The sequence below is a fragment of the Leclercia tamurae genome, from assembly GCF_025566055.1.
Lineage (GTDB): Bacteria > Pseudomonadota > Gammaproteobacteria > Enterobacterales > Enterobacteriaceae > Enterobacter > Enterobacter tamurae.
Map to the genome: position 1 here is coordinate 135,608 of NZ_JAMHKS010000074.1, position 22,680 is coordinate 158,287.

The window sequence follows — 22,680 nt, forward strand, 5'->3', positions numbered from 1 at the left end:
GTGACGCTGCTCCGCCCCGCAACACAGCTCTGGCCGCCCGTCTTACTGGGCAGCCAGTTTGTTTTCAACATCGGTTTTTATGCCGTTGTCCCCTTCCTGGCGATATTTTTACGCGACGATATGCTGCTCTCTGGCGGGCTTATCGGGCTGGTGCTCGGGCTGCGAACCTTCTCCCAGCAGGGGATGTTTATCGTCGGCGGCGCCCTCTCTGACCGCTACGGCGCGCGCGTTATTATTCTCTGTGGCTGCGTGGTGCGGGTAGTGGGCTATCTGCTGCTGGCCTTTGGCTACAGCCTCCCCGTCATCATCGCCGGGGCGTGCCTCACCGGGATCGGCGGGGCGCTCTTCTCGCCTTCCATCGAAGCCTTACTGGCAAAAGCCGGAACCCGCAGCGAGGCGCAGGGTAAACGCAGCCGCGCCGAGTGGTTCGCGCTGTTTGCGGTATGCGGCGAGCTAGGGGCGGTGCTTGGCCCGGTGGCGGGTACCCTGCTCACCGGGATGGGTTTTCGCCAGGTGGCGCTGGCGGGGGCCGCGGTATTTGTGGTGGCGTTGATTGTGCTGTTCTTCTGTCTGCCGGCCGGGTCGGCAAAAAACCAGCCGCTGCAGATCACCCCCTGGTGGACCACCTTTCGCCAGCCGCGGTTCGTGGCGTTCATCATCGCCTGGAGCAGCTGGCTGTTAAGCTATAACCAGCTCTATCTGGCGCTGCCGGTGGAGATCCAGCGTGCCGGGGGCAGCGAAAAAGATCTCGGCCCGCTGTTTATGCTGGCCTCGGGACTGGTGATCCTCTTTCAGCTGCCGCTGGCGCGCTTTGCCCGTCGGGTGGGCGCGGTGCGGATCCTGCCGGTGGGCTTTCTGCTGATTGCCGCCTCCTTCCTGAGCGTCGCACTCTTTGCGCCCTTAGAGCCAGCAACCGGCTGGCTGCGTCTGCTGCCGGCGGCCTGCTTTGTGACACTACTGACCACCGGGCAGATGCTGCTGGTGCCGGCGGGCAAAGATGTGGTGCCATGGTTTGCGAGCGAATCGACGCTGGGCGCGCACTACGGTGCCCTGGCCACCGCAGGCGGTTGCGCGGTGCTGGCGGGGAATTTATTGCTGGGCGATCTGCTCGACCAGGCGCTGAGGCCCTCCGTCGGGGCAATGTATCCCTGGCTGGTGCTGGCGGTGTTTCCGCTGTGCAGCGCCTTCGCCATGGTGATTATCTGCCGCCCGATGCGCAGGCCGCGCGCCTGACGGGTTACTTTTTCGGGCGGTACTTTTCCGGCAGCTCCGGGACCGGGCGGCGATCGTCGATCAGATGACGAATCGTCAGAATCGGATGACGCCACAGCATTCGCGGCCCCGCCCAGCGCATCACCTGCTTCATCTCTTCCCGTTTAGCCGGCTGATAGCAGTGAACCGGACACTGCTTGCAGGCCGGTTTCTCCTCGCCAAACACGCATTTATCCAGCCGCTTGTCGGCGTACGCATTCAGCGCCGGATAGTGCCCCGCGGCTTTTGATGCCTCGGGACACTGCTTTTCATACAGCGCGATCATCTTGCGGATGGTCTCTTTTTCGCGCGCGATCCGTTTTCCTGACATGACCTGATATCCACTGATAAGTTGCATCAATAATACCCTTTTCAGACCGGATGTTCAGCCCGATTTCATCTTTTACATTGCGTTTCCTGAAGGCGCTTCGCAGTTATGTGTTTGTCTGCGCCGCATTTAACTGGCATTTTATACAGGTGTTTATTTCACCGGATCCTTCCCAGCAAAAAAGGAGTTTCTATGTCGGATATGTGCATCTCCAGACCCAGCCGCCGTCTCACCGTGGGCTATTTCAGAAAACGCCACGAGGATCGCAAGACCAAAATCCCGACGCGCTACAGCGTACATGCTGCGCTGAGCTTAAAAGGCGACTGGCTGGAAGAGGCCGGTTTTAAAACCCATTCCCGGGTGCGGGTGCTGGTTGAACAGGGGAAATTAGTGATTGAGCTGATTGCGGAAGAGGCCTCGTAAAGTCGCGACATTTTGCTGCGCCGGCTCTTTTTTTCATGCGACAATAGCACCATTACACGACCCTAATGTCGCCTGAACAGCACTATTTTCAAAGAAATGGACATCATCACTCCATGACCACTACTGACAATTTCGACGCGCACACCCCCATGATGCAGCAGTACCTGAAGCTGAAAGCTCAGCATCCGGAGATCCTGCTGTTTTATCGGATGGGCGACTTTTACGAGCTATTTTATGACGATGCGAAACGCGCCTCACAGCTGCTCGACATCTCGCTGACCAAACGCGGCGCCTCCGCCGGGGAACCGATCCCGATGGCCGGGATCCCGCACCACGCGGTAGAGAACTACCTGGCAAAGCTGGTCAATCAGGGGGAATCGGTCGCCATCTGCGAACAGATTGGCGATCCGGCCACCTCGAAAGGCCCGGTTGAGCGCAAAGTAGTACGTATCGTCACTCCCGGCACCATCAGCGATGAAGCGCTGCTGCAGGAGCGCCAGGATAACCTGCTCGCCGCCATCTGGCAGGACAGCAAAGGTTTCGGCTATGCCACCCTGGATATCAGCTCCGGGCGTTTTCGCCTGAGCGAACCGGCCGACCGGGAGACCATGGCCGCCGAGCTGCAGCGCACCAACCCGGCGGAGCTACTGTACGCCGAAGATTTTGCTGAGATGGGGCTGCTCGAAGGCCGTCGCGGCCTGCGTCGCCGCCCGCTGTGGGAATTTGAGATCGACACCGCGCGCCAGCAGCTCAACCTGCAGTTTGGCACCCGGGATCTGACCGGCTTTGGCGTGGAGAACGCCCCGCGCGGCCTGTGCGCTGCCGGCTGTTTGCTGCAGTACGTGAAAGATACCCAGCGCACCTCCCTGCCGCATATCCGCTCCATTACCATTGAGCGCCAGCAGGACAGCATCATTATGGATGCCGCTACCCGTCGCAATCTGGAGATCACCCAGAACCTGGCCGGGGGCGTGGAAAATACCCTCGCCTCGGTGCTCGACAGTACCGTCACCCCGATGGGTAGCCGGATGCTGAAACGCTGGCTGCATATGCCGGTTCGCGATATTGCCACCCTCACCGGCCGCCAGCAGACCATTGGCGCCCTGCAGGATCGGTACAGCGATATTCAGCCGGTGCTGCGGCAGGTGGGCGATCTGGAACGTATTCTGGCAAGACTGGCGCTGCGTACCGCGCGACCACGCGACTTAGCCCGGATGCGTCACGCGTTCCAGCAGCTGCCAGAACTGCGCAGCCAGCTGGCAGAGATCAACAGTGCGCCGGTGCAGAAGCTGCGCGAGGCGATGGGCGAATTCAGCGAACTGCGCGAGCTGCTGGAAAAGGCCATCATTGAAACGCCGCCAGTGCTGGTGCGTGACGGCGGCGTTATCGCCCCGGGCTATAACGAAGAGCTGGACGAGTGGCGCGCGCTGGCCGACGGCGCAACGGACTATCTCGATAAGCTGGAGATCCGCGAACGCGAGCGGCTCGGGCTGGACACCCTGAAGGTCGGTTACAACGCCGTACACGGCTACTTTATTCAGATCAGCCGCGGACAGAGCCACCTGGCCCCCATCCACTACGTGCGCCGCCAGACGCTGAAAAACGCCGAGCGTTACATTATTCCTGAGCTGAAAGAGTACGAAGACAAAGTGCTCACCTCGAAAGGCAAAGCCCTGGCGCTGGAAAAACAGCTGTATGACGCCCTGTTCGATATGCTGATGCCGCACCTGGGCGATCTGCAGCAGAGCGCCTCCGCCCTGGCCGAGCTGGATGTGCTGATTAACCTTGCGGAACGTGCCGAGACCCTGAACTACTGCTGCCCGACCTTTAGCGATAAGCCCGGGGTACGCATTACCGAAGGCCGCCATCCGGTGGTGGAGCAGGTACTGAACGAGCCGTTCATCGCTAACCCGCTGAACCTGTCGCCGCAGCGACGGATGCTGATCATTACCGGGCCGAACATGGGCGGTAAAAGTACCTATATGCGCCAGACGGCGCTGATTGCCCTGCTGGCCTATATCGGCAGCTACGTTCCGGCGCAAAAGGTGGAGATCGGCCCTGTCGATCGTATCTTTACCCGCGTGGGTGCGGCGGACGATCTGGCGAGCGGTCGTTCAACCTTTATGGTGGAGATGACCGAAACCGCCAACATTCTGCACAACGCCACCGAGTACAGCCTGGTGCTGATGGATGAGATTGGCCGCGGAACCTCGACCTATGACGGGCTCTCACTGGCGTGGGCCTGTGCCGAAAGCCTGGCCAATAAAATCAAAGCCATGACCCTGTTTGCCACCCACTACTTCGAGCTGACCCAGTTGCCGGAGAAGATGGAGGGCGTAGCGAACGTGCATCTGGATGCGCTGGAGCACGGGGACACTATCGCCTTTATGCACAGCGTGCAGGATGGCGCGGCGAGCAAAAGCTACGGACTGGCCGTGGCGGCGCTGGCGGGGGTGCCAAAAGAGGTGATCAAGCGCGCGCGTCAGAAGCTGCGCGAGCTGGAAAGCCTGGCGCCAAACGCGGCAGCGACCCAGGTTGACGGGACGCAGATGTCGTTGCTGGTGCCAGCCGAAGAGACCTCACCGGCACTGGAAGCGCTGGAGAATCTCGACCCGGATTCCCTGTCGCCACGTCAGGCGCTGGAGTGGATCTATCGGTTGAAGAATCTGGTGTAGATCGCTGCGGTCTGTATTGCCCGGCGGCGCTGCGCTTGCCGGGCCTACGGGATCGATGTAGGCCGGGTAAGGCGTAGCGCCACCCGGCTTTTTATCATGTATTTGGTCCGCAAAATGATGGTAAAGGAGAGAGAATGACCTGCTATGAAACAGAAATTATTGATGCTCACATCGCGTTAGAAAACTGGTTAGGCCAGGGGGAAGGCAATTTTGCTGCCCTGCTCGCCCGTTTTCGCCAGGACTTTCTGATGATTGCCCCCAGCGGCGCACATCTGGATCACCCCGCGCTGGCAAATTTCCTCGAGGCTCAACGCGGCAGCCGTCCGGGACTGAAGATCGTGGTTGATGAATTAACCACCTTGCAGACCTGGGATAACGGGGCGGTGCTTCACTATCGTGAGACACAAACCCGCCCCGATCAGCCAGTGAACGTGCGCTGGTCCAGTGCGGTACTCAATCAGGAAGGCGATACGATAACCTGGCGTCTGCTGCACGAAACCACGCAGCCTTAAGACAAAAGAAAAAGGCCCGTCTTTCGACGGGCCTTTTTTTGACGAAAAGTTGCTTACTCGCGGAACAGCGCTTCGATATTGAGCCCTTGACCCTGCAGGATTTCACGCAGGCGACGCAGACCTTCTACCTGAATCTGACGAACACGTTCACGGGTCAGGCCGATTTCACGACCGACGTCTTCCAGTGTTGCAGCTTCATACCCCAGCAGACCGAAACGACGTGCCAGCACTTCACGCTGTTTGGCGTTCAGTTCGAACAGCCATTTGACGATGCTCTGTTTCATATCATCGTCCTGCGTGGTGTCTTCCGGACCGTTGTCTTTTTCATCGGCCAGGATGTCCAGCAGCGCTTTCTCGGAATCGCCACCCAGCGGGGTGTCGACAGAGGTAATACGCTCGTTGAGACGCAGCATACGGCTAACATCATCAACCGGTTTATCAAGCTGCTCGGCAATCTCTTCCGCGCTTGGCTCGTGGTCCAGTTTATGGGACAACTCGCGTGCGGTACGCAGATAGACGTTCAGCTCTTTCACGATGTGAATCGGCAGGCGGATCGTACGGGTTTGGTTCATGATTGCCCGTTCGATGGTCTGTCGAATCCACCATGTCGCGTATGTTGAGAAACGGAACCCACGTTCAGGGTCAAATTTCTCTACCGCGCGGATGAGTCCCAGGTTGCCCTCTTCAATCAGATCCAGCAGAGCCAGACCACGATTGCTGTAACGACGGGCAATCTTGACCACCAGACGCAGGTTACTTTCAATCATACGACGCCGTGAGGCTACATCACCACGTAATGCCCGACGCGCAAAGTACACTTCCTCTTCTGCTGTTAACAGTGGAGAGTATCCAATCTCTCCAAGGTAAAGCTGAGTCGCGTCCAGCACACGTTGAGTGGCGCCCTGCGATAACAGCTCTTCTTCAGCTAAATCGTTATCACTGGGTTCCTCTTCTACTAAGGCTTTTTCGTCAAAAACCTCAGCTCCGTTCTCATCAAATTCCGCGTCTTCATTTAAATCATGAACTTTCAGCGTATTCTGACTCATAAAGGTGGCTCCTACCCGTGATCCCTGAACGAGACAACCGAAGTGGTATGTCCCGCCAAATTATCGCTGCGGTAAATACTGCAGCGGGTTTACGGATTTCCCCTTGTAACGAATTTCAAAATGCAAGCGTGTAGAACTGGTTCCGGTGCTACCCATAGTAGCTATTTTTTGCCCCGCCTTAACTTCTTGTTGTTCCCGGACCAGCATCGTATCGTTATGGGCGTAGGCACTCAGGTAATCATCGTTGTGTTTTATGATAATAAGATTACCGTAACCGCGCAGAGCGTTACCGGCATATACAACGCGTCCATCTGCGGTCGCGATAATAGCCTGTCCCTTACTTCCTGCGATATCGACCCCTTTATTTCCCCCCTCGGAGGAAGCGAAGTTCTCGATAACCTTGCCTTCAGTCGGCCAGCGCCACGAAGATATCGGCGAACTGGAGGTCTGACTACTGGCAACGGGCACGGTAGAGCTAACCACAGGTGCCGTAACGGGCGCTGTGACGACAGTCGCAGACCCTCTATTATTCGGCAACATCTTGTTAGCACTCTGTTCACCTGAGTCCTCAGAATACGTAATTGTCGGTTGTGACGCAACCACTGTGCTTGATTTTTGCGCAGGCGTCACACTGTTATTTTGCGCCGTCACGTCAGCCGCTGAAACAGTATTGCCTGGCGTCAACGGTGCGCCGGTGGCGTTACCAACCTGCAGCGTCTGGCCAACATTCAGGCCATACGGGGCCGCAACGTTATTTCGCTCTGCCAAATCACGGAAATCGTTCCCGGTGATCCAGGCGATATAGAAGAGAGTGTCGCCGCGTTTTACGGTGTAAGTGCTGCCGCCGGTATAGCTTCCTTTCGGAATGTTCCCATACTTACGGTTATACACAATGCGGCCATTTTCCGTCTGAACAGGCTGATCCACTGGCTGAATCTGTGTTGGCTGCGTAACCACTGGTTGAACAGGCTGAATCTGAGGTGTTTGTTGTGCAGTGGTGCCCATCCTGGACGGAGGGGTGATCAGCATGCCGCCGGATGAATCGCCAGCTCCGCTGCTGTTGCCGCCAACTGAACTCACCGGCGCAGGGGCGTTATTCGAGGATGTACAACCTGCCAGCCACAGTGAAACCAGTGACAGAGCCGCAACACGGCTGATGGTGAATTTTGGGCTTCCCGCGCTCATTTATCCCCCAGGAATGTTTTTAGTTACCAGTGACTTAAAATTAACCGTAATGTCACGCGCTTTTGCGCCACACCATACGCTGAATTAGCCTGAATAACCCTGGAAAAATCCGAGTCTCAGGCCAGCTCTCCTTTTACCAGAGGCACAAAACGTACGGCTTCTACGGTATCGATGATGAACTCGTTGCCCCGTCGACGAACACGCTTTAACAGCTGATGTTCATCGCCCACCGGTAAAACGAGGATCCCGCCGTCATCCAGCTGCGCCATCAGCGCAGCCGGGATTTCCGGCGGTGCGGCCGTCACGATAATGGCATCAAACGGACCGCGAGCCTTCCAGCCCTGCCAGCCATCCCCGTGACGGGTAGAAACATTGTGCAAATCAAGTTGCTTCAGACGGCGACGCGCCTGCCACTGCAGGCCTTTAATACGTTCAACCGAACAGACGTGATGCACCAGGTGCGCCAGAATGGCGGTCTGGTATCCCGACCCGGTGCCAATTTCCAGCACCCGTGAGTCCGGGGTCAGCTCCAGCAGCTCGGTCATGCGCGCTACCATATAGGGCTGCGAAATGGTCTGCCCCTGGCCAATCGGCAAGGCGACGTTTTCCCACGCTTTGTGCTCAAACGCCTCGTCGACGAATTTTTCACGCGGTACCAGCGAGATGGCATTAAGCACATGCTCATCAGCAATACCCTGAGTGCGTAATTGATTCAGAAGTGCTTGTACACGTTTACTTACCATTGGGAGCTCACTCCGGCACGATCCAGCCAGCCTGACACCACATCTTGCGCGTTATGCGCGGTCAAATCTACATGCAGCGGGGTCACGGAAACGTACCCCTCGTCCACCGCGGCGAAGTCAGTATCCGGCCCGGCATCGTGCTTTTCACCCGGCGGGCCAATCCAGTACAGGGTATTCCCGCGCGGATCCTCCTGCGGGATCACCTTATCCGCCGGATGTCGGCTGCCGCACCGCGTCACGCGAATGCCTTTGATTTGATCCAGCGGCAGATCCGGAACGTTGATATTGAGGATCCGCCCGGTGCGCAGCGGCTCACGGCTCAGGGCGCGCAGAATGGAGCAGGTCACCGCGGCAGCGGTGTCGTAATGCTGATGACCGTTGAGGGATACCGCCAGCGCAGGGAAACCGAGATGGCGCCCCTCCATGGCGGCCGCCACGGTGCCGGAGTAGATCACGTCATCCCCCAGATTGGGCCCGGCATTGATGCCGGAGACCACCACGTCCGGACGGGGACGCATCAGCGCATTGACGCCGAGGAAGACGCAGTCCGTCGGGGTGCCCATCTGCACGGCGATATCGCCGTTATCGAACGTAAAGGTGCGAAGGGATGACTCGAGAGTTAACGAGTTAGAAGCACCGCTGCGGTTACGATCGGGAGCCACGACCTGCACCTCAGCGAACTCGCGTAGCGCCTTAGCCAGCGTCTGAATGCCTGGCGCATGGATCCCATCATCGTTACTCAGCAATATTCGCATAGTCACCCGAAGTGTTGATAAGTTCCCTGACAACACTGGTGGCAAAGCTACCTGCCGGCAGCCAGAAACGTAACTCGACGGTCACGTCATCCCACCAGTTCCAGCTCAGCTGTTGCGGATAGAGCAGCATCGCCCGGCGTGCCGCTTCGACTTTTTCCCGCACCAGCAGAGAGCATAATTCTGTTTCACCGGCGACGGCGGCCTGCTCAGCCTGCAGCGCCTCGCCCTGCGGGCCCCATTCACCGGTACCCGGCAGGGCCGCAGTGATCAGCAGCGTTTTCGCATTGACGCGCGCCTGCACATCACCCATTTCTTCGTCAGTGGCGACAAACCAGCTGCCGCGCCCGGCTAATTGTAGCGCATCGCCAACAACAACTTGATTCGCGTCTGTTTTTTTCAAACGTTCGCTCACGATTTGATTAAACAACGCACTGCGGGCTGCCGACAACCAAAAACTGCGTTTATTGCGATCGCGCACCGGGGCATTGCTTTGCGCCCAGCGCAGCGCGCCCTGCAAGTTACTGCCGCCAATACCAAAACGCTGGGCACCGAAGTAGTTCGGCACGCCCTGCTCGTTGATAGCAGTGAGACGTTTCTCGACATCCTCGCGGTGGCTCACTTCGCGCAGCACCAGGGTAAAGGCGTTACCCTTTAAGGCGCCGAGGCGCAGTTTGCGCTTGTGACGGGCGTATTCCAGCACCTTGCAGCCTTCAAGCTGGAACTGGCTTAAATCAGGCATTCCGTTACCCGGCACCCGGGCACAGAGCCACTGCTCGGTCACCGCGTGTTTATCTTTTTGCCCGGCAAAGCTCACTTCACGGGGATGAATTTTCAGGAACTTAGCCAGCGCCTCGGCGACAAAACGGGTGTTGCAGCCGTTTTTCAGGATCCGCACCAGGATGTGCTCGCCCTCGCCGTCCGGTTCAAAGCCCAGATCTTCGATCACCACGAAATCTTCCGGATTGGCCTTCAGCAGGCCCGTGCCCTGCGGTTTACCGTGCAGGTACGTCAGGTTATCGAAATCCGTCATTTGGCCGCCTTCACCAGCAGCGCTACCGCTTCACAGGCGATACCTTCGCCACGACCGGTAAAGCCGAGCTTTTCGGTGGTAGTGGCTTTGACGTTAACGTCGTCCATATGGCAGTCGAGATCTTCGGCAATGAACACCCGCATCTGCGGGATATGCGGCAGCATTTTCGGTGCCTGGGCAATGATGGTCACATCCACGTTACCGAGGGTGTAGCCTTTGGCCTGAATACGACGCCAGGCTTCGCGCAGCAGTTCGCGGCTGTCCGCCCCTTTAAAGGCCGGATCGGTGTCCGGGAACAGCTTGCCGATATCGCCAAGCGCCGCCGCACCCAGCAGCGCGTCGGTTAAGGCGTGCAGAGCAACATCGCCATCAGAATGCGCGAGCAGTCCTTTTTCATAAGGGATGCGTACGCCGCCAATGATAATTGGGCCCTCGCCGCCAAAGGCGTGTACGTCAAAACCATGTCCAATTCGCATTATGCCTTCTCCTGATGGGTCGAACGGGTAAGATAAAATTCTGCCAGCTGTAAATCTTCGGGGCGCGTCACTTTTATATTATCTGCGCGCCCTTCAATCAGTTCGGGGTGGAAACCGCAGTACTCCAGCGCCGACGCTTCGTCGGTGATGGTTGCGCCTTCGTTAAGCGCACGGGTTAAGCAGGCCTGCAGCAGCTCGCGGGGGAAAAATTGCGGCGTCAGGGCATGCCAGAGGTCAACGCGCTCCACCGTGTGGGCGATGGCCGGAAGTCCCGGTTCGCCGCGCTTCATGGTATCGCGGACCGGCGTGGCGAGAATGCCGCCGACGCGACTGGTTTCGCTGATAGTCAGCAGCCGCGCCAGGTCGTCCTGATGCAGGCACGGCCGCGCCGCGTCATGCACCAGCACCCACTGCGCGTCACCGGCGGCCTGAAGACCCGCCAGCACCGAATCGGCGCGCTCTGCGCCGCCGTCCACGACGGTGATTTGCGGATGACCGGCAAGGGGCAGCGCGGCAAAGCGGGCGTCGCCCGGACTGATAGCGATAATGACCCGCGACACGCGTGGGTTCGCCAGCAGCGCCGCCACGGTGTGCTCAAGGATCGTTTTATCACCAATTGAAAGGTACTGCTTGGGACATTCTGTCTGCATGCGCCGGCCAAACCCGGCGGCTGGCACAACGGCGCATACGTTCGAAAAAGTGACTGCCATGGCTAATAATCCTGGGCCTGATTATCGGGTATTTTGTACTGAGCCCTGGTTGCGTTTAGACGCATCCGGCACCAGACGATAGAAGGTTTCGCCCGGCTTAGTCATGCTGAGTTCGTTGCGTGCGCGCTCTTCAATGGCCTCTTGTCCGCCATTGAGATCGTCAATTTCCGCAAACAGCTGATCGTTTCGCGCTTTAAGTTTGCTGTTTGTTGCCTGCTGCGCCGTCACGTCATCGCTGACGCGACTGTAATCGTGAAGGCCGTTCTTACCGAACCACAGTGAATACTGAAGCCAGACCAGCAGTGCCAGCAACAGCAGCGTAAGTTTACCCATCCTGCCCCCTGAAAAACGGCATCATCATCCCATAACTTTGCCCCCGACTCTACATCGGGGCTACAGAGATGCCGCACCATTGCGGGCAAATGTACCACATTTTTTTTGCAGATTCGCGCAGCCTTCAACGTGACACAGTTAGTGACGGTTTGAATTATGGCTGAACTTATCCCATGAGCCACAAAAATAACAGTCCGACCATCGCCACCACCGTCATCACGGTGGTGAATGAACTGTACAGCAGCTTGCCGTTGAGCAGAGAGTGCAGCGCAATCCCTACCACCACGGCAACGGGCATCAGCGCCAGGAAGAAAGGCCAGGTATAGAGGAAAAAGAACAGGGTATTACTGCCGTAAAACAGGAAAGGGATGCCCAGTGCCATCAGCCATGACGCGAAGCCGACAATCGCCCCAGGGAAAGACCAGGTCGTCTCGTCATTTGCCGATACTGTGTCCGTCCCGGTGATAATGTAGTTCTCACTGTTTCGCATAGCTGATCCTGTGACCATGACATATCGATGGGGATAATCACCCCCATCGATACTATCTCAGGATCTGATAATATCGCCCTGTCTGAGCAGGTCTAATAATTGGCTCACTAAATTTGTTACCAATTGTTGACCTTCCAGATGGATTTCGGGCGCATCAGGAGTTTCATAAACTGCATCAATACCGGTGAAATTCTTCAGTTCACCCGCGCGGGCTTTTTTATACAGCCCCTTCGGATCGCGCTGCTCGCAGATGGCCAGCGGGGTATCAACAAAGACTTCGATAAAGCGGTTCTGACCGACGCGCTCGCGCACAAACTGCCGCTCGGCACGGTGCGGCGAAATAAACGCCGTTAACACCACCAGCCCGGCATCGGCCATCAGACTGGCCACTTCGCCCACCCGACGGATGTTCTCTTTACGATCCGCATCGCTAAAGCCGAGATCGCTGCACAGCCCGTGACGCACGTTGTCGCCATCCAGCAGATAGGTGCTGACACCCGCCTTATGCAGCGCCTCTTCCAGCGCGCCCGCGACGGTGGATTTACCGGAGCCCGAGAGCCCGGTAAACCACAGTACAACTCCACGGTGACCGTGGAGTTGTTCGCGATCGGCGACGGTAACCGGATGAGGATGCCAGACGACGTTCTCATCATGCTGCGCCATTACTTGCCTCCCAGCAGATCGCGCGCGCCCCAGTGTGGGAAGTGCTTACGCACCAGCGCGTTCAGCTCAAGTTCAAAGGCGCTAAATTCAGACGGCACCACGCTCGCCTGCTCATGCGGCTCACGCACCATGCCTGCGCCAACGGTGACGTTGGTCAGGCGATCGATAATGATTAAGCCCCCGGTTACCGGGTTCTGCTGATACTGATCCAGCACCAGCGGTTCGTCGAAGGTGAAATCCACCAGCCCGATACCGTTCAGCGGCAGCTCCGCGACGCTGTGCTGCGCCAGGTTATTGATATCGACCTGATACTGAATAGCGTCCACGCGGGCACGGGTCTTCTTACCGGCGATTTTGATGTCGTAGCTCTGGCCTGCGCCGAGCGGCTGTTCCGCCATCCACACCACATCAACAGAGGCGCTTTGCACCGCAGGCAGCGTTTCCTCGGCATCCACCAGCAGGTCGCCCCGGCTGATATCAATTTCATCTTTTAGCACCAGGGTGACGGCTTCGCCTGCCCCGGCTTCCTGCAGATCGCCATCAAAAGTGACGATGCGGGTAATAGCAGATTCCACGCCTGACGGCAGCACCTTCACGCGCTGGCCCACCTGCACGCTGCCGGAGGCAAGGGTGCCGGAGAAGCCGCGGAAATCGAGGTTCGGACGGTTAACGTACTGCACCGGGAACCGCATCGGCTGCGTTTCGACGCTGCGCTGGATCTCAACGGTCTCGAGCACTTCCAGCAGCGTCGGGCCGCTGTACCACGGCATGCTCACACTCTGGGAGGCTACGTTATCCCCTTCCAGCGCCGAGAGCGGCACGAAGCGGATGTCGAGGTTGCCCGGCAGCTGTTCGGCAAAGGTCAGGTAGCTCTCGCGGATCTCGTTAAACTTCTCTTCGCTGAAGTTGACCAGATCCATCTTGTTAACCGCCACCACCAGATGCTTGATCCCCAGCAGCGTGGAGATAAAGCTGTGACGACGGGTCTGATCCAGCACCCCTTTGCGGGCGTCGATCAGCAGGATCGCCAGGTCGCAGGTTGACGCCCCGGTCGCCATATTACGGGTGTACTGCTCGTGCCCCGGGGTGTCGGCGATAATAAATTTGCGCTTCTCGGTAGAGAAGTAGCGATAGGCCACGTCGATGGTGATGCCCTGCTCGCGCTCCGCCTGCAGGCCATCCACCAGCAGGGCCAGATCGAGCTTCTCGCCCTGGGTGCCGTGACGTTTGCTGTCGTTATGCAGGGAAGAGAGCTGATCTTCGTAGATCTGACGGGTATCGTGCAGCAGACGACCAATCAGCGTACTTTTGCCGTCATCAACGCTGCCGCAGGTCAGAAAACGCAGCAGGCTTTTGTGCTGTTGGGCGTGCAGGTAGGCTTCGACGCCGCCTTCATCCGCAATCTGTTGAGCAATAGTGGTATTCATGGCGGCTCCTTAGAAATAACCCTGACGTTTCTTCAGCTCCATGGAGCCTGCCTGGTCGCGGTCAATCACGCGCCCTTGTCGCTCGCTGGTGGTCGACACCAGCATCTCTTCGATGATCTCCGGCAGCGTCTGCGCGTTAGATTCCACCGCGCCGGTCAGCGGCCAGCAGCCGAGGGTACGGAAGCGCACCATCTGCTTTTTGATCACTTCACCAGGCTGGAGATCGATACGATCGTCATCAATCATCATCAGCATGCCGTCGCGCTCCAGCACCGGACGTTCAGCCGCCAGGTACAGAGGCACGATTTCGATATTTTCCAGATAGATGTACTGCCAGATATCCAGCTCGGTCCAGTTGGAGAGCGGGAAGACGCGGATGCTTTCGCCTTTGTTGATCTGGCCGTTGTAGTTGTGCCACAGCTCCGGGCGCTGGTTCTTCGGATCCCAGCGATGGAAGCGATCGCGGAAGGAGTAGATACGCTCCTTGGCACGGGATTTCTCTTCGTCGCGACGGGCGCCACCGAAGGCGGCGTCAAAGCCGTACTTGTTCAGCGCCTGCTTCAGCCCTTCGGTCTTCATGATGTCGGTGTGTTTGCCGCTGCCGTGCACGAACGGGTTGATGCCCATCGCCACCCCTTCCGGGTTTTTATGCACCAGCAGTTCGCAGCCGTAGGCTTTGGCGGTACGGTCACGGAACTCATACATCTCGCGGAATTTCCAGCCGGTATCCACGTGCAGCAGCGGGAACGGCAGCGTGCCTGGATAAAAGGCTTTACGCGCCAGGTGCAGCATCACGCTGGAGTCTTTCCCAATGGAGTACATCATTACCGGATTAGCGAACTCGGCGGCCACTTCGCGGATGATATGAATACTCTCCGCTTCGAGTTGCCGCAGGTGAGTCAGTCGTTTTTGATCCATAACCGTTCCTTAAGCCAGATTCACCACAGAAGAGCCAAAGCCCTCTGAGTCTGTTGTATGTTGAAACCAGGCGAGCGTGCTGTGCAGCTGCACCACTTCACCCACCACTATCAGGGCAGGCATCGGGGCGTCTTTCGCCAGGTGTGCAAGGTCCTGTAACGTGCCGGTCACCACGTGCTGATCGACACGCGTGCCCCGGGATATCACCGCCACAGGCGTATCTGCATCGCGCCCGTGTTGAATAAGTTGTTCACTGATTTCCGCCGCCTTCATGGTGCCCATGTAGATCGCCAGCGTCTGACGACTTTGCGCCAGATGGGTCCAGTCGAACGGGGTGCTGTCGGCCTTGTAGTGGCCGGTAACAAAGGTGACGCTCTGGGCGTAGTCCCGGTGCGTCAGGGGAATACCCGCATAGGCCGTCACCGCAGACGCCGCGGTGATCCCCGGTACCACCTGGAAGGGCACGCCCGCTTCAGCCGCTGCCTGCAACTCTTCGCCGCCACGGCCAAAGATGAACGGGTCGCCCCCTTTGAGACGTACTACGGTTTTGCCCGCTTTCGCCGCGTCAATCAGCATCTGATTGGTTTCATGCTGCGGCACGGCGTGTCCGCCCGCGCGTTTGCCAACGCAGATCTGCTCGGCGTCGCGACGAATGAGTTCGCGTATGCCATCGGTCACCAGATGGTCATAGAACACCACGTCCGCATCCTGGAGCGCCTGCAGACCGCGCAGCGTCAGTAATCCGGCATCGCCTGGCCCCGCGCCGACGAGGATAATCTCCCCGCTGGTGCTGCCCGGGTTATCCAGTTCGTCTTCGAGAATTTGTTGCGCCGCCGTCTCATTACCGGCCTGCATCAGGCTGGCAAAGCGGCCGCGGAACACCCGCTCCCAGAAGCGACGGCGTTCCGCCACGCTGGTCAGGCGGGTTTTCAGATGGTTGCGCCAGAAGCTGGCTTTTTCTGCCATCCGGCCCAGGCTGGTTGGCAGCAGCGCTTCGATTTTTTCCCGCAGAACGCGCGCCAGCACCGGCGCGGTGCCACCGGAGGAGATCGCCACCACCAGCGGCGAACGGTCGACAATCGACGGGAAGATAAACGAGCACAGCGGCTGATCGTCCACCACGTTCACCAGACGGTGACGGGCGTGGGCGGCATCAGAGATGCGCTGATTGAGCGCCCGGTTTTCGGTTGCGGCAATCACCAGCACCACATTGTCGATTTGCGCTTCATCAAAGTCCGCTTCGGCAATCACCTGCACGCGCGCGCCTGCCCGATGTAAAAAGGCAATTTTGCGCTCGGCGATTTCACCGCAGCCGATCACCAGGACCGGACGGTCTTTTATGTCAGCAAATAAAGGAAGGTAATCCACAATGCTACAACTCGCTAACAACCAGGAATAGTGGGACTATAGGGGGCTGCTCATAGCGAATGAAATTACGAATTGGAATGAGTAGTTACTCAATGGAATAACGCCCTGCAAAAGCAAATATCAAAAAGTGCTTAACACGCGTAATTACGGGCATTTAAGAGCAATTCAAATTGTGTAAGCGCGGTCACAGTTTCATACTAAGCGCGTTAAAATTTTGCTCTATTTTTAAGGACTCACTATGTTTTCCGCAATGCGCCACCGTATCGCTCTCCTGGCGCTCGGCGTTTGCTTAACTGGAACGGTTCAGGCTAAAACGCCCCCTCTGGGTGAGATCGCTGCGACGCAGGCGCGTCATATCGCGACCTTTTTCCCGGGCCGAATGACCGGCACCCCCGCCGAAATGCTCTCCGCTGACTATGTGCGCCAGCAGTTCGCTGAGATGGGCTACCAGAGCGATATCCGCACCTTCCAGAGCCGCTATATCTATACCTCACGCAATCAGAGCAAAAACTGGCACAACGTGACCGGCAGCACCGTGATTGCAGCTCATGAAGGTAAAGCCGCACAGCAAATTATTATCATGGCGCATCTGGACACCTACGCGCCGATGAGCGACAGCGATGCCGATAACAATCTCGGCGGCCTGACATTGCAGGGCATTGATGACAATGCCGCTGGCGTCGGGGTGATGCTGGAGCTGGCGGAGCAGCTAAAGAATATTCCAACCCAGTACAGCATCCGCTTTATCGCCACCAGCGGCGAAGAAGAGGGTCGTCTTGGGGCAGAGAACGTGCTCAACCGCATGAGCGCGGCCGAGAAGAAAAACACCCTGCTGGTGATCAACCTCGATAACCTGATCGTTGGGGATAAGCTCTATTTTAACAGCGGCAAAACCACCCCTCCCCCGGTGCGCAAATTAACCCGCGACCGCGCACTGGCGATTGCCCGCGCCCAGGGTATCGTTGCTGGCACCAATCCGGGCGGCAACGCCAGCTACCCGAAAGGGACAGGATGTTGTAACGACGGTGAGAAGTTCGATAAGGCCGGGATCCCGGTGCTTTATGTCGAGGCGACCAACTGGTCTCTGGGTAAGAAAGACGGGTATCAGCAGCGGGCGAAATCGAAAGCCTTTCCGCAGGGGACCAGCTGGCATAACGTCAGGCTGGATAATCTGCAGTACATTGACGAGGCGCTGCCAAAGCGGATCGAACATCGCAGCCGGGACGTGGTGCGGGTGATGCTGCCGCTGGTGAAAGAGCTGGCGAAAGCGGGGAAGGTCTGAGGACATGCCCGGTGGCGGCTACGCCTTACCGGGCCTACAAACGACACGAACCGTAGGCCCGGTAAGCGCAGCGCCACCGGGCACATCAATCACCCTTCGTGCAATCCACACTCGCGCTTGAGGCCAAAGAAACGGGTCTCTTCTTCCGCCATACCCGGCTCCCATTTGCGGGTGGTGTGGGTATCCCCCACCGACAGATAACCCTGATCCCACAGCGGATGGTATTTCAGGCCGTGCTGCTGCAGGTACTGGTATACGGTCCGGTTGTCCCAGTCGATAATCGGCAGCACCTTGAACACCCCACGCTGGATCGCCAGCACCGGTAATGACGCCCGGCTACCGGACTGATCCCGGCGCAGACCGGCAAACCAGGTTTTGGCGTTAAGGTCGGACAGCGCCCGGTTCATCGGCTCGACTTTGTTGATGGCATTGTATTTCTCAATACCCTCTACGCCCTGCTCCCACAGCTTGCCGTAGCGCGCCTCCTGCCAGGCCGCGCTCTGTTCGGCACGGTAGACCTTCAGGTTCAGCTGCAGCTTGTCCGTCAGTTCGTCAATAAACTGGTAGGTTTCCGGGAACAGGTAGCCAGTGTCGGTAAGGATCACCGGAATGTCCGGACGGATCTTATTCACCAGATGCAGGCTGACCGCCGCCTGAATACCAAAGCTCGAGGAGAGCACATATTCACCCGGCAGGTTTTCCAGCGCCCAGGCGACACGGCCTTCGGCGTCGAGCTTTTCCAGCTGGGCGTTAGTTTCCGCCAGGGCCAGAATACGTTCGACTTTGGGCAGATCGTTAAGGGCGTTTAGATCGAGTACGGACATAATTACCTCTCGTAGTTACTCCCAGAAATCCCGGGCGGGATCGAGCACTGGACGAATGATGCCCGCACGCACCGTAAAGTCGCCGAAGCCTTCACCCGCTTCGCGCTCTTTCGCCCAGCGCCCGACAAGCAGGTCTATGGAGTCAAGAATTTCTGGTTCCGTAATGTTCTCGCGATACATACGCGGAATGCGCGTTCCGCTGCGGTTACCCCCGAGGTGCAGGTTGTAACGGCCCGGGGCTTTGCCCACCAGACCCAGCTCCGCCAGCATCGCACGGCCACAGCCGTTCGGGCAGCCGGTGACGCGCATCACGATATGCTCGTCAGGAATGCCGTGTTTTTCCAGCACCGCTTCCACTTTGTCGGTGAACGACGGCAGGAAGCGCTCGGCTTCGGCCATCGCCAGCGGACAGGTCGGGAAGGAGACGCAGGCCATCGAGTTTTCACGCTGCGGTTTTACCGCGTCCATTAGGGTGTGATCCCGCGCCAGCTTCTCGATCTTCGCTTTCTCGCTTTCCGGCACGCCGGCAATGATCAGGTTCTGGTTGGCGGTAATGCGGAACTCGCCTTTGTGGATCTTTGCGATCTCCAGCAGCCCGGTTTTTAGCGGACGGCCCGGATAATCGAGAATACGACCGTTCTCAATAAACAGCGTCAGGTGCCATTTATTGTCGATACCTTTTACCCAGCCGATGCGATCGCCGCGACCGGTGAATTCGTACGGACGGATCGGCTCAAACTTGATACCGGCGCGACGCTCCACTTCTTCTTTAAAGGTCTCTACGCCGACGCGTTCCAGGGTGTATTTGGTCTTGGCATTTTTACGATCGGTACGGTTACCCCAGTCGCGCTGGGTGGTCACCACCGCTTCGGCCACCGCCAGGGTGTGCTCCAGCGGCAGATAGCCAAACTCGCTCGCGGTGCGGGCGTAGGTTTTTTTGTTGCCGTGCTCAATCGACAGACCACCGCCCACCAGCAGGTTGAAGCCCACCAGCTTGCCGTTCTCGGCAATCGCCACGAAGTTCATGTCGTTGGCGTGCAGATCGATATCGTTCTGCGGCGGGATCACTACCGTGGTTTTAAACTTACGCGGCAGATAGGTCTGACCGAGGATCGGCTCTTCGTCGGTGGTCGCAACCTTCTCCTGATCCAGCCAGATCTCAGCATAGGCGCGGGTGCGCGGCAGCAGATGTTCGGAGATCTTCTTCGCCCACTCGTAGGCTTCAGCGTGCAGCTCGGACTCGTACGGGTTGGAAGTACACAACACGTTACGGTTCATGTCGTTGGCGGTCGCCAGCGCGTCCAGCCCGACGGAGTGCAGCATCTGGTGTACCGGCTTCACGTTCTTCTTCAGAATGCCGTGGAACTGGAAGGTCTGACGGTTGGTCAGACGGATGCTGCCGTAAATGGTGTTGTCATGGGCGAATTTGTCGATCGCCTGCCACTGTCTGGTGGTGATGATGCCACCCGGCAGACGGCAGCGCAGCAGCATCGCGTGACGCGGCTCCAGCTTCTGTTCAGCACGCTCGGCGCGGATATCGCGATCGTCCTGTTGGTACATGCCGTGGAAACGGATCAGCAGGAAGTTGTCGCCGTTGAAACCGCCGGTCAGACCGTCATTTAAATCTTCGGCAATGGTGCCGCGCAGGTAGTTACTATCAACCTTCATGCGCTCGGCATCAGTCAGTTTGCCTTCGACCACCAGAGGGCCAGGATGTTTTTCGCTCATTAGTAGACATCTCGCTGATAACGGCGCTCGACGCGCAGCTCACTTAAAAATTCATCCGCCGATTCAGTATCCATGCCACCGAATTCAGCAATTACTTCCAGCAACGCCTGCTCAACGTCTTTCGCCATGCGATTGGCGTCGCCGCAGACATAAATGTGGGCACCGTCATTAATCCAGCGCCACAGCTCTGCGCCCTGTTCGCGCAGTTTGTCTTGTACGTATATTTTTTGTTTTTGATCGCGGGACCAGGCCAGATCGATGCGCGAGAGCACGCCCTCTTTCACATAGCGCTGCCACTCTACCTGGTAGAGGAAATCTTCGGTGAAGTGCGGGTTACCAAAGAACAACCAGTTTTTACCCGGCGCTTCATCGGCGGCGCGCTGCTGCATAAAGGCGCGGAACGGCGCGATGCCGGTGCCCGGGCCAATCATGATCACCGGGGTTTCCGGGTTGGCTGGCAGACGGAAGTTGTCGTTGTGCTCGATAAAGACCCGCACCTCGCCCTCTTCTTCCACACGATCTGCCAGGAAGCTGGAGGCACCACCGGCACGGGCGCGACCTTCGATGTCGTAACGCACCACGCCCACGGTGACGTGGACTTCGCTTTCCACCTCGGCCTGGGCCGAAGCGATAGAGTACAGGCGCGGCGTCAGCGGACGCAGCAGGCCGATTAACGCATCGGCATCCAGCTGCGCTGGCGCGAAACGCACCATGTCCACAATTGGCGTGGTGGTGGCGTAGTGTTGCAGTTTGGCTTTGTCGCCCACCAGCGGCAGCAGGGATTCGCTGCGGGTCAGGGTGGCATAGTTTTCCACGATGTTGGCGGTATTGACGGTCAGCTCGAAATGCCACTGCAGCGCTTCCGAGAGCGGCAGGGTTTTGCCGTCTACCGTCACCACTTCATCGCCCTTCAGCCACAGCAGCTCAACCAGCTCTTTCACCAGCGCCGGATCGTTCTGATACCAGACGCCAAGGGCATCGCCCGGCTGGTAGCGCAGGCCGGAGTCGCCTAAATCGATTTCGATATGGCGCACGTCTTTCTCAGAATCACGACCGGTGATTTTCTGATTAACCGCTAGGCTCGCCGTCAGCGGCGCTTCTTTGGTGTACGGGCTGGTATGAATGTCGTTTACCACGCCAGCGGCAGTGACTGCCGCCTGCGCCGGCGTCTCTTTCGGCACGCGGGCTTTCAGCACGTCAACAATGCGTGCGCGCCATTCGGCAGCCGCGGCCTGGTATTCGACGTCAGTATCCACGCGATCGAGCAGGCGCTCGCCACCCAGTTCGGCCAGCTTGCTGTCAAAATCTTTGCCCGACTGGCAGAAGAATTCGTAGGAGGAGTCGCCGAGACCGAAGACCGCAAAGGCGGTGCCCGCCAGTTTTGGCGCTTTTTTCGAGAACAAGAACTTATGCAGCGCCACCGCTTCTTCAGGCGGCTCACCTTCGCCCTGGGTAGAGGTCACAACGACAACCAGCTTCTCTGACGCGATTTGCTTAAATTTATAATCCCCGGCGTTCACCAGGTTCACGTTCAGTTTGGCCGCCAGCAGATCGTCCCGCAGGGCTTCCGCCACGCGACGGGCATTGCCGGTTTGCGAAGCGGAGATAAGCGTAATTACCGGGATCTCAACGGCCGCAGCCGGTGCACTCACCACAGCACCCGGCTGTTGATTGAGCATTCCCCAGAAATAACCAGAGACCCAGGCAAGCTGGGTAGGTGAAAAATCAGTGGTGGCTGCCTGCAGGCGTGCCAGTTGCTCCGGGTTCAGGGGAAGCAAATTTGAAGGTGGGGCCTGTGTTGTCATGCGTCGTTATGTTCCAGTAGCAAAGCTGAATTTTTATCTGAAAGACAGAACAGAGTGTAAGGTTAACGGCGCGGATCATAACAATTAAAGACGGGATGGAAATAATAAATAACCAAATGGACTAACCTGTTTTTGCTATCGTTCTTAACAATAAAAACGATTAATTAACTGCATGAAAATAAAAGATAAAAATAAGGTTACTGCCCACTCAAAGCGTATCGGGTGGTAAGGGCCGTTTTAGGTAATGATAAAAAAGGTGCTTTCCGGTATTATGCGGCGGTTTTTTCCGCATTCTTGAGAGTTCATGATGTCCACCACACTGTTTAAAGATTTCATCTTCGAAGCCGCCCACCATCTCCCTCATGTCCCGGAAGGCCATAAATGTGGTCGCCTGCACGGGCACTCCTTTATGGTGCGTCTGGAGATCACGGGTGACGTCGATCCGCATACCGGTTGGATCATGGATTTTGCCGAGCTGAAGGCCGCGTTTAAGCCGACCTATGATCGCCTCGATCACTTCTATCTGAATGATATTCCGGGACTGGAAAATCCGACCAGCGAAGTGCTGGCGAAATGGATCTGGGAAGAGATTAAACCGCTGGTGCCACTGCTGAGCGCGGTGATGATCAAAGAGACCTGCACGGCGGGTTGTGTCTATCGCGGGTAATCAATCAGGCAAGCGTTATAAGCCCGGTAAGCGTGCGCGCC

At 57.8% G+C, this 22,680-nt stretch carries 24 protein-coding genes; 7 read left to right on the top strand and 17 right to left on the bottom strand.

From position 1 onward, the window contains the following. Entirely contained in the window at window positions 1-1,233 is a 1,233-nt protein-coding gene (locus M8318_RS13730) for an MFS transporter (protein WP_262663205.1), read from the top strand. A 4-nt stretch (window positions 1,234-1,237) separates the two neighbouring features. Here the strand turns inward: M8318_RS13730 and M8318_RS13735 are convergent, their stop codons facing one another. Beyond that, on the bottom strand, window positions 1,238-1,582 hold the full coding sequence (locus tag M8318_RS13735; protein ID WP_207630127.1) for a nitrous oxide-stimulated promoter family protein: 345 nt from the start codon (window positions 1,580-1,582) through the stop codon (window positions 1,238-1,240). A 189-nt stretch (window positions 1,583-1,771) separates the two neighbouring features. On the opposite strand from M8318_RS13735, the gene M8318_RS13740 reads away from it, so the two are divergent. The 3 genes from M8318_RS13740 to M8318_RS13750 all read left to right on the top strand — a co-directional run bounded on the left by M8318_RS13740 (window position 1,772) and on the right by M8318_RS13750 (window position 5,189). Beyond that, complete coding sequence (locus M8318_RS13740; RefSeq protein WP_262663208.1) at window positions 1,772-2,002, top strand: SymE family type I addiction module toxin; 231 nt, start codon at window positions 1,772-1,774, stop codon at window positions 2,000-2,002. 113 nt (window positions 2,003-2,115) lie between these two features. Then, on the top strand, window positions 2,116-4,677 hold the full coding sequence (gene mutS / locus M8318_RS13745; protein WP_262663209.1) for a DNA mismatch repair protein MutS: 2,562 nt from the start codon (window positions 2,116-2,118) through the stop codon (window positions 4,675-4,677). Window positions 4,678-4,811: 134 nt separating this feature from the next. Next, the gene (locus M8318_RS13750) at window positions 4,812-5,189 is read left to right on the top strand and encodes a DUF4440 domain-containing protein (RefSeq protein WP_262663210.1); all 378 of its coding nucleotides are present in this window, start codon (window positions 4,812-4,814) and stop codon (window positions 5,187-5,189) included. Between the two features lie 53 nt (window positions 5,190-5,242). Here M8318_RS13750 and rpoS read toward each other — a convergent pair whose 3' ends face one another. Together rpoS and nlpD are read right to left on the bottom strand one after the other, a co-directional pair. Further along, a complete protein-coding gene (gene rpoS, locus M8318_RS13755) occupies window positions 5,243-6,235 on the bottom strand; it encodes an RNA polymerase sigma factor RpoS (RefSeq protein WP_032613624.1) in 993 nt (330 codons plus the stop codon). Window positions 6,236-6,295: 60 nt separating this feature from the next. After that, on the bottom strand, window positions 6,296-7,375 hold the full coding sequence (gene nlpD / locus M8318_RS13760; RefSeq protein WP_262663332.1) for a murein hydrolase activator NlpD: 1,080 nt from the start codon (window positions 7,373-7,375) through the stop codon (window positions 6,296-6,298). Between nlpD and M8318_RS13765 the strand changes: the two genes are divergently transcribed. Beyond that, window positions 7,263-7,508 carry a hypothetical protein gene (locus tag M8318_RS13765; RefSeq protein ID WP_262663211.1) on the top strand — a complete coding sequence of 82 codons (246 nt, stop codon included), beginning with the start codon at window positions 7,263-7,265 and terminating at the stop codon, window positions 7,506-7,508. The genes nlpD and M8318_RS13765 overlap by 113 nt on opposite strands. Before the next feature lie 28 nt (window positions 7,509-7,536). On the opposite strand, the gene M8318_RS13770 is transcribed toward M8318_RS13765, so the two are convergent. The 11 genes from M8318_RS13770 to cysG form a co-directional block, all read right to left on the bottom strand. Beyond that, window positions 7,537-8,163, bottom strand: a complete 627-nt coding sequence (locus M8318_RS13770) for a protein-L-isoaspartate(D-aspartate) O-methyltransferase (protein WP_262663212.1) — start codon at window positions 8,161-8,163, stop codon at window positions 7,537-7,539. Beyond that, entirely contained in the window at window positions 8,157-8,918 is a 762-nt protein-coding gene (gene surE, locus M8318_RS13775; protein ID WP_032613629.1) for a 5'/3'-nucleotidase SurE, read from the bottom strand. Before surE ends, M8318_RS13770 begins: the two co-directional genes overlap by 7 nt. Next, window positions 8,899-9,948 (bottom strand): tRNA pseudouridine(13) synthase TruD, encoded by a 1,050-nt coding sequence (truD, locus tag M8318_RS13780; protein WP_262663213.1) that lies wholly within the window; start codon window positions 9,946-9,948, stop codon window positions 8,899-8,901. The genes surE and truD overlap by 20 nt, the downstream gene beginning before the upstream one ends. Beyond that, complete coding sequence (gene ispF / locus M8318_RS13785) at window positions 9,945-10,424, bottom strand: 2-C-methyl-D-erythritol 2,4-cyclodiphosphate synthase (RefSeq protein ID WP_262663215.1); 480 nt, start codon at window positions 10,422-10,424, stop codon at window positions 9,945-9,947. Before ispF ends, truD begins: the two co-directional genes overlap by 4 nt. After that, window positions 10,424-11,134: a 2-C-methyl-D-erythritol 4-phosphate cytidylyltransferase gene (gene ispD / locus M8318_RS13790; RefSeq protein ID WP_106994475.1), complete on the bottom strand. Its 711-nt coding sequence runs from the start codon at window positions 11,132-11,134 to the stop codon at window positions 10,424-10,426. Before ispD ends, ispF begins: the two co-directional genes overlap by 1 nt. 21 nt (window positions 11,135-11,155) lie before the next feature. Beyond that, on the bottom strand, window positions 11,156-11,467 hold the full coding sequence (gene ftsB, locus M8318_RS13795) for a cell division protein FtsB (protein WP_032613637.1): 312 nt from the start codon (window positions 11,465-11,467) through the stop codon (window positions 11,156-11,158). Between the two features lie 166 nt (window positions 11,468-11,633). Continuing rightward, the gene (locus tag M8318_RS13800) at window positions 11,634-11,957 is read right to left on the bottom strand and encodes a DUF3561 family protein (protein ID WP_106994474.1); all 324 of its coding nucleotides are present in this window, start codon (window positions 11,955-11,957) and stop codon (window positions 11,634-11,636) included. A 57-nt stretch (window positions 11,958-12,014) separates the two neighbouring features. After that, complete coding sequence (gene cysC / locus M8318_RS13805) at window positions 12,015-12,620, bottom strand: adenylyl-sulfate kinase (RefSeq protein ID WP_166183741.1); 606 nt, start codon at window positions 12,618-12,620, stop codon at window positions 12,015-12,017. Beyond that, a complete protein-coding gene (gene cysN, locus M8318_RS13810; RefSeq protein WP_262663218.1) occupies window positions 12,620-14,047 on the bottom strand; it encodes a sulfate adenylyltransferase subunit CysN in 1,428 nt (475 codons plus the stop codon). The genes cysC and cysN overlap by 1 nt, the downstream gene beginning before the upstream one ends. Window positions 14,048-14,056: 9 nt before the next feature. Then, complete coding sequence (cysD, locus tag M8318_RS13815; RefSeq protein ID WP_106994471.1) at window positions 14,057-14,965, bottom strand: sulfate adenylyltransferase subunit CysD; 909 nt, start codon at window positions 14,963-14,965, stop codon at window positions 14,057-14,059. 9 nt (window positions 14,966-14,974) lie between these two features. Further along, a complete protein-coding gene (gene cysG, locus M8318_RS13820; RefSeq protein WP_262663220.1) occupies window positions 14,975-16,333 on the bottom strand; it encodes a siroheme synthase CysG in 1,359 nt (452 codons plus the stop codon). A 238-nt stretch (window positions 16,334-16,571) separates the two neighbouring features. On the opposite strand from cysG, the gene M8318_RS13825 reads away from it, so the two are divergent. Then, window positions 16,572-17,615 carry an aminopeptidase gene (locus M8318_RS13825; protein ID WP_166183743.1) on the top strand — a complete coding sequence of 348 codons (1,044 nt, stop codon included), beginning with the start codon at window positions 16,572-16,574 and terminating at the stop codon, window positions 17,613-17,615. A gap of 89 nt (window positions 17,616-17,704) precedes the next feature. Here the strand turns inward: M8318_RS13825 and cysH are convergent, their stop codons facing one another. The 3 genes from cysH to cysJ are packed head-to-tail and all read right to left on the bottom strand — an operon-like array spanning window position 17,705 to window position 21,972. Further along, window positions 17,705-18,439, bottom strand: a complete 735-nt coding sequence (cysH, locus tag M8318_RS13830; protein ID WP_166183746.1) for a phosphoadenosine phosphosulfate reductase — start codon at window positions 18,437-18,439, stop codon at window positions 17,705-17,707. Between the two features lie 15 nt (window positions 18,440-18,454). After that, the gene (gene cysI, locus M8318_RS13835; protein ID WP_262663223.1) at window positions 18,455-20,167 is read right to left on the bottom strand and encodes an assimilatory sulfite reductase (NADPH) hemoprotein subunit; all 1,713 of its coding nucleotides are present in this window, start codon (window positions 20,165-20,167) and stop codon (window positions 18,455-18,457) included. Then, window positions 20,167-21,972: an NADPH-dependent assimilatory sulfite reductase flavoprotein subunit gene (gene cysJ, locus M8318_RS13840; protein ID WP_262663225.1), complete on the bottom strand. Its 1,806-nt coding sequence runs from the start codon at window positions 21,970-21,972 to the stop codon at window positions 20,167-20,169. Before cysJ ends, cysI begins: the two co-directional genes overlap by 1 nt. Before the next feature lie 304 nt (window positions 21,973-22,276). Here cysJ and queD point away from each other — a divergent pair, with 304 nt between their 5' ends. Next, window positions 22,277-22,639 (top strand): 6-carboxytetrahydropterin synthase QueD, encoded by a 363-nt coding sequence (queD, locus tag M8318_RS13845; RefSeq protein WP_262663226.1) that lies wholly within the window; start codon window positions 22,277-22,279, stop codon window positions 22,637-22,639. Window positions 22,640-22,680 lie beyond the last annotated feature (41 nt).